Source organism: Trichocoleus sp. ST-U1 (assembly GCF_039961835.1).
In the GTDB taxonomy this organism is placed as follows: domain Bacteria; phylum Cyanobacteriota; class Cyanobacteriia; order Cyanobacteriales; family FACHB-T130; genus FACHB-T130.
The window spans coordinates 1-13,172 of sequence record NZ_JAMPJZ010000063.1; the positions used below are offsets into that span (position 1 = coordinate 1).

14 protein-coding genes and 1 pseudogene are annotated in these 13,172 nt (G+C 44.8%); 9 read left to right on the forward strand and 6 right to left on the reverse strand.

Annotated elements, in window-relative coordinates:
- Positions 1 to 162 (forward strand): transposase (locus NDA06_RS19430; RefSeq protein ID WP_190985828.1); only part of this gene is annotated, 162 nt, incomplete at its 5' end.
- Between the two features lie 230 nt (positions 163 to 392).
- Here the strand turns inward: NDA06_RS19430 and NDA06_RS19435 are convergent.
- A complete protein-coding gene (locus NDA06_RS19435) occupies positions 393 to 572 on the reverse strand; it encodes a hypothetical protein (protein WP_190438111.1) in 180 nt (59 codons plus the stop codon).
- A 41-nt stretch (positions 573 to 613) separates the two neighbouring features.
- On the opposite strand from NDA06_RS19435, the gene menH reads away from it, so the two are divergent.
- The 3 genes from menH to NDA06_RS19450 all read left to right on the forward strand — a co-directional run bounded on the left by menH (position 614) and on the right by NDA06_RS19450 (position 2,631).
- Positions 614 to 1,423: a 2-succinyl-6-hydroxy-2,4-cyclohexadiene-1-carboxylate synthase gene (menH, locus tag NDA06_RS19440; RefSeq protein WP_190986779.1), complete on the forward strand. Its 810-nt coding sequence runs from the start codon at positions 614 to 616 to the stop codon at positions 1,421 to 1,423.
- 322 nt (positions 1,424 to 1,745) lie between these two features.
- On the forward strand, positions 1,746 to 2,132 hold the full coding sequence (locus NDA06_RS19445) for a VOC family protein (RefSeq protein WP_190413965.1): 387 nt from the start codon (positions 1,746 to 1,748) through the stop codon (positions 2,130 to 2,132).
- Between the two features lie 292 nt (positions 2,133 to 2,424).
- Positions 2,425 to 2,631: a hypothetical protein gene (locus tag NDA06_RS19450; RefSeq protein ID WP_190413967.1), complete on the forward strand. Its 207-nt coding sequence runs from the start codon at positions 2,425 to 2,427 to the stop codon at positions 2,629 to 2,631.
- Between the two features lie 118 nt (positions 2,632 to 2,749).
- On the opposite strand, the gene NDA06_RS19455 is transcribed toward NDA06_RS19450, so the two are convergent.
- A complete protein-coding gene (locus NDA06_RS19455; RefSeq protein ID WP_242029157.1) occupies positions 2,750 to 3,454 on the reverse strand; it encodes a glycoside hydrolase family protein in 705 nt (234 codons plus the stop codon).
- A gap of 2 nt (positions 3,455 to 3,456) precedes the next feature.
- On the reverse strand, positions 3,457 to 4,119 hold the full coding sequence (locus tag NDA06_RS19460) for an NAD(P)H-binding protein (RefSeq protein ID WP_190986780.1): 663 nt from the start codon (positions 4,117 to 4,119) through the stop codon (positions 3,457 to 3,459).
- A 305-nt stretch (positions 4,120 to 4,424) separates the two neighbouring features.
- On the opposite strand from NDA06_RS19460, the gene NDA06_RS19465 reads away from it, so the two are divergent.
- Positions 4,425 to 5,048 (forward strand): DUF1997 domain-containing protein, encoded by a 624-nt coding sequence (locus NDA06_RS19465; protein WP_347277059.1) that lies wholly within the window; start codon positions 4,425 to 4,427, stop codon positions 5,046 to 5,048.
- 53 nt (positions 5,049 to 5,101) lie between these two features.
- Here NDA06_RS19465 and NDA06_RS19470 read toward each other — a convergent pair whose 3' ends face one another.
- Complete coding sequence (locus NDA06_RS19470; protein ID WP_190676890.1) at positions 5,102 to 5,572, reverse strand: DUF4079 domain-containing protein; 471 nt, start codon at positions 5,570 to 5,572, stop codon at positions 5,102 to 5,104.
- A 152-nt stretch (positions 5,573 to 5,724) separates the two neighbouring features.
- Here NDA06_RS19470 and NDA06_RS19475 point away from each other — a divergent pair.
- Positions 5,725 to 6,484: pseudogene (locus tag NDA06_RS19475) on the forward strand (ZIP family zinc transporter).
- Between the two features lie 71 nt (positions 6,485 to 6,555).
- A complete protein-coding gene (locus tag NDA06_RS19480) occupies positions 6,556 to 8,034 on the forward strand; it encodes an ankyrin repeat domain-containing protein (protein ID WP_190986782.1) in 1,479 nt (492 codons plus the stop codon).
- 137 nt (positions 8,035 to 8,171) lie between these two features.
- Here NDA06_RS19480 and NDA06_RS19485 read toward each other — a convergent pair whose 3' ends face one another.
- Positions 8,172 to 8,342 (reverse strand): hypothetical protein, encoded by a 171-nt coding sequence (locus NDA06_RS19485; RefSeq protein ID WP_190430322.1) that lies wholly within the window; start codon positions 8,340 to 8,342, stop codon positions 8,172 to 8,174.
- A gap of 707 nt (positions 8,343 to 9,049) precedes the next feature.
- On the opposite strand from NDA06_RS19485, the gene NDA06_RS19490 reads away from it, so the two are divergent.
- Both NDA06_RS19490 and NDA06_RS19495 read left to right on the forward strand, forming a co-directional pair.
- The gene (locus tag NDA06_RS19490) at positions 9,050 to 9,916 is read left to right on the forward strand and encodes a PEP-CTERM sorting domain-containing protein (protein ID WP_348251815.1); all 867 of its coding nucleotides are present in this window, start codon (positions 9,050 to 9,052) and stop codon (positions 9,914 to 9,916) included.
- A 197-nt stretch (positions 9,917 to 10,113) separates the two neighbouring features.
- Positions 10,114 to 11,934 carry an HTTM domain-containing protein gene (locus NDA06_RS19495; RefSeq protein WP_190536591.1) on the forward strand — a complete coding sequence of 607 codons (1,821 nt, stop codon included), beginning with the start codon at positions 10,114 to 10,116 and terminating at the stop codon, positions 11,932 to 11,934.
- A 225-nt stretch (positions 11,935 to 12,159) separates the two neighbouring features.
- On the opposite strand, the gene NDA06_RS19500 is transcribed toward NDA06_RS19495, so the two are convergent.
- On the reverse strand, positions 12,160 to 13,080 hold the full coding sequence (locus tag NDA06_RS19500; RefSeq protein ID WP_190536592.1) for a 2OG-Fe(II) oxygenase: 921 nt from the start codon (positions 13,078 to 13,080) through the stop codon (positions 12,160 to 12,162).
- Positions 13,081 to 13,172: the final 92 nt, after the last annotated feature.

A 13,172-nucleotide genomic window follows, 5' to 3' on the forward strand; every position in this document is an offset into this window, starting at 1 on the left:
CCCCCTTATTCACCCGAACTCAACTTAATTGAAATCTTATGGAAGTTTATGAAATATGAATGGATAGAGATAGAGGCTTATCGGGACTGGAAAAGTTTAGTAAAGTATGTCAAAAATGTGCTAAAAAAAGTCGGAACCGAATATGTAATTAATTTTGCTTAAGCACTTATATACCAAAATATCTTGATTATGTGAATTCACTGAGATAGGAATAGTTAGTATTTTTTGTCATAGTATTGACTTTTATTAGCCTAATATTTACTTTAGAAACGTAGCATAATTCCCAATAAAACTAATCAGACAATTTAATGTTTAAGTAAAAAGTAATAAAATATATTAATGTTTTTAGTGATGGCACTATGTTGGGGAAGTTGGAGGAAGCGATCGCACGGTTAACCCGGTTCGATTGCCTCTGTACACAGGGATAGCAAAAGCTTCCTAATTCCGGAGTCGGAATTGCCAACGAATAGAGCAGCATAAATTCTACTGCATTGCTTGCAGCTCCAGTCAGGATAGCGATCGCAACTGGTAGTGTTGGTGACAGAGGATGCGATCGCTATCCTGACGTGCATTACGATTAAGCAAATCAGATTTGAGCAAACAGTTGTAGAGGATGACGTTTGATTATCAATTTCACTATTCTTTGAGCGGTAGCGCAGATAAACCGATAATCCTGTTTTTACATGGCTTTATGGGTGACTGCAACGAATTTAATCAAGTTATCTCATTTTTGTCTGACCAATTTTGTTGTCTTGCTGTTGATCTTCCAGGTCATGGACAAACTAAGGTTATGGGTGAAGATGAGTGCTATAAAATGGCAAATACTGCCCAGGCGTTGCTCAACCTGCTAGAACAGTTAAGCATTGAAAAATGTTTTTTGGTTGGTTATTCGATGGGTGGACGATTGGCTTTATATTTGACCCTTCATTTCCCCGAACGTTTTCCTAAAGTTGTCTTGGAATCGGCATCGCCTGGGTTGAAGACCGAAGAGGAACGATGGAAGCGACTTCAGCGGGATCTAGAATTATCGCAGGAATTAGTAACCATTGATTTTTTAGAATTTTTAACAAATTGGTACGACCAGCCGCTTTTTGTCTCTCTCAAAAAACATCTGAAATTTGAGCAGATAATAGAGTCTCGGCTACAAAATAATCCCTTTGAATTGGCTAAGTCCCTAAGTAATTTAAGTACTGGATGCCAACCTTCTTTATGGGAAGCGCTCAAACAAAACCAAAACCCTATGCTTTTGCTAGTAGGTGAATATGATAATAAGTTTAGAGTCATTAACTCGGAAATGGCGAAATTGTGTAAAGCAGCCGAGGTTAATCTAATTAGTAATTGTGGGCACAATATTCATGTGGAAAGTCCAAAGGTATTTTTTGAAAAAGTTAGGCGGTTTTTAGCTAAGTCTGTACCAAGTTAATTATATTTGTTAAAGTAATGCTTACACTAAAGCAGTTTGGGTTTTGAGACGCGACCTTAACGCTCTCCCAATCGGGCTTAAAAAGGGAAGCTAAGAAGTGTATATGTTGCGAACAAAAAACCAAATGCTAAATACGTGTCTCCGCTTTTGGGTGGGATGCTGGAACAACATTCTAAGTAATAGCTATTAAACTAATTTGATATTGTAAAAAACCCGACTGATTACAGTTGTAATTAATTTAAGTTAGTAACTTGACTTTTTCAAAGTCAAGTTATTATCAGAAATGTAGTTTATTGGTTGCCGTTGTGCGGAATTTCATTTTATGGAAACAATAGGAATTCATCATGCCGCGATTATTTGCTCTAACTATGAAAAATCTAAAAAGTTTTATGTAGAGGTTTTAGGATTCTCAATTATCCAAGAAACCTTTAGAGAAGAAAGAAATTCTTACAAATTAGATTTGAGAGTTGGTCGCGGCGATCAAATTGAGCTTTTTTCATTTCCTAATCCTCCTCAAAGATTAAGTCACCCTGAAGCTTGCGGATTGAGGCATTTAGCGTTTGCTGTCAAAAATATAGATGAAGCTGTTTACTATTTAAAAAACCAAGGAGTGCAGGTAGAAGATATTAGACTTGATGAGATGACTGGCAAGCGGTTTACATTCTTTAGCGATCCAGACGGATTACCTTTAGAAATCTATGAAAAATAGCTTTATAGGTGCTTAAACTTATGTTGGCTAATCAATACTTGGTTTTTCTCTGACATCAAGCTCTCAAGGAGCTTTTAAGCTTAAGAAAATTATCACTGCTTTGGCAAACGTTGTTAAGTTTTTTTCTTAAAAACTTAACAACGTCCGGAAAAAAAGGAGCAAAAGCAAGGGTTTCTACGGAGAAAGGCGATCGCATTCATCAAAAGTCCCTTAAAAAAACGGTGGGAACAGTCTATTAATTCAACTATCTATAGTAATAGATTGTTCGACCTCACCTCCTTTGGAGTCCGCCATGAATCTCCACCGCCCAGCTTTGTGCTTACTACCCGGTTTCAAAAAAAGTACAAGCAAAGGTTTCACAACCTTTGACTTAATCGCTCATATTTTTCTAATTGGGCTGGTGGTAATGGCTATGCCGATTTTTTTCAACACGTCAGCTCCAGAAGGAGGTGTTGCCTCTTCTAACCGCAAAACGTTGCTGATTCGGATGAATTTCTAGTAAGTCTACGTTACAAACAATGAGGGGAAAGATATTTTAGGGCAAGCTGAAGAGTGTGATGGATACTAAAGTTCACTGAACTAGATTAAATTTGGAAACCCGCACTCGCGTCGGTTTTTTATCCATAAGTTTGTAGCTCTTCTTTTAGCATTTGCTCATAAATTTCTGGCAACTTCCCACTCATAGAGTTGGTTTCTATCCCATAGCCCAGACTTGTCCAAGTGCCAGATAGCAGCCGCAACACCTTTTTTAGTTTCCCTTGACGCAGCAACTTGGAAATGTCTACTTTCCAGGCTTTCCGGTCACTCAGCCACGCATAAACTACAGCGTCCTGAAATTGTGGCTCAAAGCTATAAGAGTGCCAAAACATAAATTCTGAAGGCTGCGGGTGATAGCGCTGAGCCTTCTCAAGCCACGTCGTGTTGAGCATCTGATAGCGACCAGCAGCAGTAGAACATTTTCCCGTATTAGGGCCAACACCAATCGGGATGCACATCTGGGGATGCTGGCTGAGGTCTTGGACATACTGACCGCCATAGATGACCCGATAAGGCTGGGCAACATTTGCTTCACTAGCAGAAATTGTCCGCATCAAGGCACGGATATAAGGATCGCCCCCTTGCATTGCCAAGGGAGCGGTACCGTTTCCGTTCAGTGGAGCCACCGACGAGTTTCCGTAGGAGAAGCCGCGATCGCGCAGCTGCTCCCAGTCTTTAAGATAAAGCAACAAGCACAGCACCGCCGTCATGCTCAGCATCCCGATGAGAAAACTCCCGATCGCTGAAAACATCCCGGCGAGAAAACGCCCGATGGCTGAGAACATAATTAGGCCACACTGGCAAACATCTGCTCCCAGCTTTTTTCAGGAGCCTCTGCCTTGGTAATGATTTCAACAATTTTATTGCGAGCCGATGGTTGAAATAGCGCTTCAACACACACCTTCGCGACCTTAGTACGGGGAATGCTGCCACTTAAAGACAGAGTGTCAGCCTTGTACATAGCGATTGGCTCTGAGTTCTCTTCGTTTTTAAGACCTCCAGGCCGCACAATTGTGTAGGTCAACCCGCTTTTCTGAATATATTCCTCTGCTTGCTTCTTCCACACCAGAATCAGCCAGAACAGATTCAGCGGATGCAAAAATTGAGAAGCACCAATTGAAGAAACCAGCACAAAATGCTCGATTCCCTTTGCCTTAGAGGCATCCACTAGATTTTTAGTGCCTTCGTAGTCCACCTTGTAGGGTCCAGTCGGGTCAAAGCCGGGGCTAGAACCTGTGGCGCACAGTAAAACCGTACTATCACCTAGGGCAGAAGAGAGGCTTTCTGGCTGTAAAACATCGCCAACTACCAATTCAGCGGCATCTGGTAGAATCTGCCTAGCTTTTTCGATGTCTCGAACTAACGCTCGAACAGGTATATTCCGCTGCACCAGCTCTTGTACAATCCGACGACCTGTCTCCCCCGTTGCCCCTGCTACAAATGCTTTCATTCATTTCTCCGTAAATTACCCGTGTCCAGTCTTTAGAATCGCAAGCTATGCTGAGTGGACAGAGAATTTTTTTTGGTTGGCAGTAAACTCTAACTTTTTAATTGTAGAAACTCAAAGGCGTTGTCGTCTTTTGTTGAAGAATTAGAATTTATGGAAACAATTCAGCCCATTGTGGGAATCCTGTATATAGAAAAACGGCAACCAGCGCAGGAGAGCAGGTGATGCAGTCGCAATTCTACGATCGTCAACCGTTTGAGGTACCGTTTGAGGTTAACTCAGGAATGTTGAATCCAGTATCCAGTCTCATGGATGCCGACAACGCAGCCATAGAAGCCGCGAGTACACATGAAACGACTCGATTTCATACTCACTTTGAGAGCTGCATGGAGATGTATGCCGATGCCGAAACGGTTGCTAAGTATTTAGATACTCACCACGGTTGGTTCTGCCGCTGCGCTCACCCCATGCAAGTAGAACCCCTAGGAGAGAATGGTTACGCTTTGGTAATCGGGCGTTTCGGTGCGTTTGGTTATGAGGTGGAGCCAAAAATTGGCTTAGAACTTTTGCCACGGGATCAAGGTGTTTATCGAGTTCGGACAGTACCCGTTCCGAATTACGTGACTCCAGGCTATGACGTTGACTATGAGTCGGCGATGACATTAGTGGAAGTACCGGCAGATAGATTCGCCCCACATCAGGTATCTGCGATCACCTATGTTGAGTGGCATCTGGACTTGTCCGTTTATATTCAGTTTCCCAAGTTTATTCACAAGTTGCCTAAGTCTGTGATTCAAAATACAGGCGATCGCCTCTTGGCTCAAATTGTGCGACAAGTTTCTAAGTCTCTCACCCCCAAAGTCCAGGAAGACTTTCATACCAGTCTGGGCTTGCCCGTGCCTAAAAAAGCCAAGAAAAGGGCTAATGGCTAAATCCCTAATGGCTAATGGCTAATTGCTATTAGCCATTAGCATCCTCCCAAAGGCTACATCTTGCTGATGATCCTTTGCAAAATTTCCACACCGCTGACAGCTTGCCAGCCAAACAGTCCCAAAAGCACAACATTTAAAAAAATGTGACTGTAACGCGCCCAATTGTGACCTTTTTGCATATAGGGAGAGAGTGCAGCAGAAACTGCTATCATCCCCGTCATGCCTAAGCCTGCTAGCAGGTGAGGTCCGACAAAGAGTTTTCCATTATTGATATAGGTAACGCCCATGCCGATCAGCGTGCCTATCACCATCAACGCCAACAGCAATGAACCAACTTGGTAGTGCCGGACGTTAAACCTGCCTTTGATTAGCTCTTTTTTGGCTTCCCCTTCAGCATTGCGAGTGCGTCGGACGAGAATCCCCAGATATAGGGCATAGAGGGATGTGCCCAGTAACACCCACATCAAGGCGGGGTGAATAAAATTAAGCCAGGGTTTAATCGATACGGGGATTTCCAAGCTCATAAGATTCGGCTCATTAAGGAACTTTATAAAACTTATCATAATGGCTGTCTACCTTTGGGTAGTCGTCATTACCGCGCCATAACCTCAGATGATCGAGTAGTAGAAAATCTGCTAAACATTGCAGGGCAGGAATTTCTGAAGGAGGGCAGCTGATGTTGCCAGTCTGGTTACAGGCAGGTTTCTGGGGATTGGTGGGTGGATCGGCGTTGCTATTCGGAGCCGGGTTGGGATATTTTGTGCGAATTTCCCCGCAAGCGATCGCAGCCGTGATGGCTTTTGGTGCCGGGGTGCTAATTTCGACGCTATCTTTTGAGCTAATGGATGAGGCTTATCAGCGGGGTGGCTTCGATTCAACAGCAATTGGTTTCTTAAGCGGTGCTGCTGTCTACACAGGGGCAAACTGGTATCTGAATTATCAGGGTGCCAAGCATCGCAAGCGCTCTGGCAACCAACAAAAATCTCTTATAGGATGCGAGTGGGAGCGGTTTAGCGATCGCTATCGGTGCCTTGCTGGATGGCATTCCGGAATCAATTGTGATTGGCGTCAGCATGATTCAAGGAGGAGTTGTTAGCTGGGTGACGGTAGCAGCCGTTTTCCTCTCGAATCTTCCCGAAGGACTCTCCAGCGCCGCTGGCATGAAGAAAGCAGGTCGTTCAGCTCGCTATATCTTTGGCGTGTGGGCAGCGATCGCGATTCTTTCCGGTATCGCTGCGCTTTTGGGCGATGTCATCTTCAGTCACTTCTCTGAAGAAATTATCGCCGCAACTACCGCCGTGGCAGCAGGCGCAATTCTGGCAATGATATCAGACACCATGATTCCAGAAGCTTTCGAGCAAGTCCATGATTTTGCTGGACTAATCACCGTTGTTGGCTTCCTCGTTGCCTTTGTCCTTTCCAAGCTGGGGGGTTAAGCCACACCATCTCCTCAAAGGTATTATTTGAGGTTAAGTGGCAATGCTGGCGATGGGATGAGGCAACAGTCGTGAGTGCAAATCAAGACTTAATTAGGGCGGCGAAGCGGGGAGAAATTCAGCGGATAAAAGCGCTAATCGCCGCTGGCGCTGATGTCAGTGTGACCGATCGGGAGGGCACCACCGCTTTGATGTTTGCCGCCCAGAACGGCTACACCGAAATTGTCAGACTTCTACTGGACGCTGGTGCAAACGTCAATCAACTTAGACAACGATATCGCCTGACGGCTTTGATGATCGCAGCGGCAGCGAATCAGATTGACGTAGTTAAAATGTTAGCTTCCATTGGAGCTGATGTGAATGCCGCCAACGAGGATGGCAGCACAGCGCTGATGGTGGCGGCGCTGAAAGGTCATGTTGAGGTGGTGCAAATCTTGCTAGATGCGGGTGCCCAAGTTAATGTCAAAGACAACGTTGAGGATACGGCTTTGATGTTGGCAGCGCAGGAGGGCAAAGCTAGCGTGGTGCAAGCTTTGTTAGATGCCGGTGCTGAGGTGAATGGAAGGAGAGAGAATGATGGCGTCTCTCCCTTATTTCTCGCTGCTGGACTCGGACACGCTGACACAGTGCAGGTTTTGTTAGACGCAGGGGCAGATGCGAATGCCGAAACCAAAGATGGTAGAAGCCCGCTGAGACAAGCTGCTGAGTTTGGTCGTTTAGAAGTGACTCAGCGGTTGTTAGCGAAAGGCGCTGATGTGAATGCGAAAGACAAAGAAGGTGAAACTGCTTTAACTCTAGCAATCGATCGAGTTCATCCGGAGGTAGTGAGAGCATTGCTGGAGGGCGGTGCCGATGTGAATGCTCAAAACTCGGATGGCGGAAGCCCGCTGATGGCTGCGGCAGCGATCGCTAACACGGATATTGTCACGGCTTTACTCGATCGCGGCGCGGATATCAATGCCAAAGATAAAGATGATGAGACGGCTTTAAACTTTGCCGTTGTCGAAGGTCATGCTGATGTTGTGGAAATTCTCCTCAACCGAGGAGCAGATGTCCAGTCGCGAAATAAGTTAGGCGATACTGCTTTGATGGTGGCAGCATTGCATGGTCAGACGGCGATTGTGGAAGCTCTGTTAAGAAAGGGCGCGAATTCTAACGCGGGGAATCTGGGTGAGACAGCGTTAACCGTGGCAGCATTGCAGGGGCACGCTGACACGGTGAAAGTGCTGCTGGAGGGTGGGTCTAAGCCCAATACACGAACCAACGACGGGAAATGTGCGCTAATCAAGGCAGCTGAGCAGGGGCACGCGGGGGTGATGCAAGGGCTACTCTCGTTGGGAGCGGATATCAATCTTCAGGATGATGCTGGTGCGACTGCTTTAATGTGGGCGGTCCAGCGGGGTCATGCGAATGCCGTGCAGGTATTGCTGAAAGCTGGTGCGGATGTGAATTTGAAAAACCGGGGTGGCTACACGGCTTTGGCGATCGCCCAAATGAATCGAAACCGGGAGATCGCGCGATCGCTCAAAGCATCTGGAGCTGTAGATTAATGCTTAAAAGCCTGTAGATGGTGCCAAGGAGTAAGGAAGTAGAGTGCAAGGCGGCGACACGCGATCGCGTGCCCAGCACTCTTACAGCATTTGTTGTAGAAATCTCTGCGAATCAATATTAAGCGGTAAATAGCACATCAATTAGTGTGGAATGCTACTTTTCCATAACGGCTTCCCCTGCAATGCCGCTGAATCAAGACGACACTCCCTGTAGCAAGCTGAGGGATCGTTTTAGCACCCGGATCGGTGTGAGCGATCGCGCGATCTTCGTGTAGTTGTAGTTTGGGTTGAGGAACGAAACCCAACACACAGAAGCATTTGTTAAGCTTCGCTCCTTAATTCAACCTACCTTTGCTTTGAATTTTTAGCTTCTTCGTGAACCGTATTAGAAACTGCCTCGGCAACCGATTGTAAGTAGCCAGAACTGGCTGCACAAGAATCATCTGGGCTTAAATACACAACATGAGTGGGAACTCAAACGAGTCTGCGGTGTTCTATCTGTTTGAGGATGGCGTAAGCGATGAAAACGCTTTAAATCTCGCACTGAAAAACAGCGATCGCCTTCTTAAAAAGCATCAATCATTTACGTGGAATCCTCATAGATTGTAAAGTAACGATAAAGAAAAATGCCTATTTATTTAAAGCTACCAATAATTTACGTATAAACCCTGATATTTAATTTTAAGAAACTATAAACATAATCCATTTTTATATAAATTTATTATGAAGCCTCAGTATAAACACTTTGCTTTAAATTAGAAGCTAACAAACTGCTTCGTTTTAACTAGGTAAATAAACTAAGTAAAATCTTCATCAGTAGAATCATGAAGTAGCGATAAAGAGCGTTGCCTTTTTATTTAAAGATATCGAGAAACTACTGAGAATCTATTGTGGCTTAGAGGAGCCACTGATATATTGCGTACATTAGCTGAGCGTGAAATATGCAGGGCTAAAGAAAAAGCATTATCTACAAACGCCAATTTAATCTTGTGTCTTAACCAAGGAGATTTCATCGATGAAAGTAACTTCATTTTTACCTTCCGTTTTAGCAGCAGCTGGCATTGCTATTACATCCTCTTTTCTAGTACCAAGCTCGGCACAAGCCTTCGGCATATCTTTTGGTTCCACCAGTCAATCTTCTAATAACCCTGCCACTGGCGCATCAGCTTTTGTAGACTTCAGTTTTATTCAGGAAGGAAACAACGTTCGGCTTGGGCTGGATATCACCAACACTACTGGTCAAAGTATTTTCGGCGCTGGAGCCACTCAGTCTAAACTGACAGGTGTTGCGTTCGATCTCCTGGAAGGTTTGTCCGTAGTTAGCAACTCCTACATAGGCAGCAGTTTCTTCCCTACACTGTTACAAAACGTTAATTTTACCCCTTTTAGTAATCAAGTCGGTGACTTTAGCGTTGGTGTTGCTGATAACGGTAACTTTGAAGGTGGCAATGCTAATGGTGCCCTTCCTCAGGGCGGCAATACGTTTGTCAGCTTTTTATTAAGTGGTACAAACCTCGTTGCTGCCACACTTGAAAGCCAATTCCTGGCTGGATTTCAAAATAACACCCTTCAGGCGGCAGTTCGCTTCCAGCAGGTAAATGCTGGCGCTGGGAGTGACAAATTGCTAGGTGGTACTATTGTCGGCGGCACCACCGGCGGCGATACCACTGGCGGCGATACCACTGGCGGCGATACCACTGGCGGCGATACCACTGGCGGAGATACCACTGGCGGCGATACCACTGGCGGCGACACCACTGGCGGCGACACCACCGGCGGCGATAATGGTGGTTCAACAAAGGTACCAGAACCAGGCACTGTGGCAGCTCTAGCCTTAATGGTTGGAGGACTGAGAGTAGTGCGCCGTCGGAAATCTAACTAAACCATTCATTGATTGAATAGTCATTGTTTCGGTAAGCGATGGGGGTTGGAAGTTTGGTTGAACTTCCAACCCTAATTTTTGCTAACAAGGTGCCTTTGCATCGGTGGCACTGTAATTCGGATAATGGATGGCGATTTTGGCGACTTTTATAGAGATTTTAGTTATAACCGAATTGTCAATTAAGGGGCTAACGTTCTATGTTCTCCAAGGAGAAAAAATTTAAAAGTGGCTTTGAGAGGAAACTAGAGGAACTGTTTGGGTTAGACTTGCGATCGCTCGCTTTATTTCGCATCGGGCTAGCGTTGCTCGTCGTTACCGATCTGATTAATCGTTCTAAGGATCTCAAAGCTCACTACACTGATTTTGGCATCCTTCCCCGCGCCCCACTGGTTGAACAATTCTTAAATCCTTGGTTCTGGTCAGTACATTTATTCAGCGGACAAGCTTTATTTCAAAGTTTTCTATTCTTATTTGCTGGATTTATTGCCTTTGCACTGTTAATCGGTTATCGGACAAGATTTGTCACTATCGTATCCTGGGCACTCTTGGTTTCCCTTCATAGTCGAAACCCGATGGTACTCAGTGCTGGAGACATCGAATTTCGCTTGTTGCTATTTTGGGCAATGTTTTTGCCGTTAGGGGCGTGTTATTCGGTGGATAGCGCCCTTAATTCATCCTCAAAAGCTTTGCCGGAGCGCATTTTGTCCGGTGCAACGGTCGCCTTGACACTACAAATCTGCTTTGTCTACTGGTTTACATGGGCGCTGAAGTCCGATCCGATCTGGTGGAAAGAAGGCAGCGCCGTTTATTATGCCTTGAGCATCGATCAGTTTGCGACCCCCATCGGTCAATTTTTCTTAGGATTTCCGCCGCCACTGCTCGTCTTTTTAACCTACACCACGCTGGGGATTGAGTTATTAGGGCCATTTTTACTGTTCATCCCCATCCGTACCAGCTTTTTCCGCTTGTGTGCGGTGGCGACATTTATCCTGTTACATCTCGGTTTTGGACTAGGACTAACCCTCGGTCTTTTTCCCTTTATCAGCGCGATCGCTTGGCTAATTTTCATCCCTAGCGAGTTTTGGAATGGGATCTCTCAGCGCCTGCAAACTCCGCAACGTCAGGGACTCAAAATCTACTATGACGGAGAGTGTGGTTTCTGTAAAAAGACGGTATACCTGATCCGCACCTTCTTAGTATTGCCAGGAACGCCACTGCTTTTAGCTCAGGATGACCCGGAAATTTTCGCGGACATGAAAACTCACAATTCCTGGGTAGTGGTCGATTGGGAAGGATACAAACATTTCAAATTTAAAGCGATCGCCTACGTCTGTCACTTATCACCCTTACTTAGACCTCTGAGTCCCTTGTTGGAATGGCGTCCTGTCTTGTCTGTGGGTACGAAAGCCTACGAAATCATTGCCAACAATCGCCGCGCCGCCTCTAAAGTCACGACTCCTTTAAAGTTTCGTCCTCTGGAAGTGCGTTCTTCGTTGTTAACAGATATTATCGCCTTCCTCTTATTGCTTTGCGTCTCTTTGTGGAATCTCAGGACGATTGCTCCCTCTATCTTTAAGCTGCCAAGCGTGGTTAATTGGGTGACGCTTGTGTTGAGATTAGACCAAAAATGGAGTATGTTTGCTCCCTATCCACTTAAAGATGATGGCTGGTATGTCATTCCAGGTCAGCTTAAAAATGGCACCGAAATAGATGTTTTTAAAGATGGCACACCTGTAAGCTGGGAAAAACCACGTCTTGTGTCTGCGACTTATCCAAACGAGCGTTGGCGCAAATACATGATGAATCTTTGGAGCAAGGACAATTCCAAATATCGTCTTTACTATGGGCGATATCTTTGCCGCAATTGGAATTCTCAGCACCAAGGGTCACAGCAGCTTGATACCTTTTCTATTTATTTTATGCGCGAAAATACCCTGCCAAATTATCAAACCCCAACGGTAAAAAAGGTTCGCATTTGGAAGCATTCCTGCTTTAATCCATCCCCAGAAGATAACTAAGCTGATGTGCATTTGGAAATGCACATCAGCCTTATAGTATGCGTTTTTTCGTCGCGTATACACTGGGAGTATTCTACGTTTACCAGAATTTATCTAGACCCTGGAGGATGCAGCTACAAAAACGTAGCCTGACGGAGACAGGCTAATTCTTTAAATGGTCAATTAACCGGACTTGATATTAGACCGCGAAGGCGGTCTTTGTTCGTGTAGCTGCGACTTTAGTCGTTACGCATTATTTACTTGACGACGCACCCAGCCATTAATGGTGAATCGACTGTCTGCGAAAGCTTTAGAAGGACAAACCACAGGCAAAACTTCGTGTAAATAGCGGCTCAGGAAAAACACAATGCTGTTGTTTTTCGGTTCAACTGTTTTAAACGAGTCTGATTGTACGTAAAAATTGTTTTCCACCTTACTGTCGTAAATCAGTAACTCTCCACCAGAAAAGGGTTTTGGCTCGCGATAAAAGTAATAAACATAAGTTAATTCTCTAGTGATAGTTTCAGTGCTGCCATTATCGTTATGAATTTTGAAATAATTCCCGTCATTATGGGAAGTTAACTGACTTTCAATATCGGAAACTTTAAAAGAAGGTATCCCTAGCTTTCTGAAGACATTTGGGAGAATCGCTTTAATTCGATTGACTACCAATTCAGAAAATTCAGGGAAGTAATAGAGAACCATTGATCGACGATAGTCAGCCTCGTTTGTTGAAGTGCTAGTAGAAACAAAGTTTGACTCTTGTTCCCAAACGTAATTAAGTAAGCGGTTCTTTTCCTCCAAGGTTAAGAAATTATCAATTTGCACATATTCAGAAGGTAAAATATTTGGTAAAAAATCTACAGATTGAAGTGGTGGCTCTTCTATTGGCGGCAAGTTTTGTTGCACGTACAGGGGCGGTTCCGTAACGATGCCAACCAAGCGATCGCTCGGAAAAGACAGAGCCGCATGACCCTCATTGATGGGAATCTGAAATAAACAAGAAAATACCGCTTCCTGTTTTTGGGATTGAGCCACAATTGTTTTCAGCAGACTGTGGAGTACGGGTGAATCTGACTTGAGATAAATGGTGTACTCATGTCCTCCCGTTAGGAGAAGCTGAACTTTTACATCCTGGACGTTAGGCTGCTGTGGAGCCGATTGCATAAACGTTTCCTCTTCGATGTTGAAAAATTGAAGAAACTATCTTTGGGCTTTCTCCCTAGCTTCAGAGCAATTTTAACCAGTCGGTGCGATGT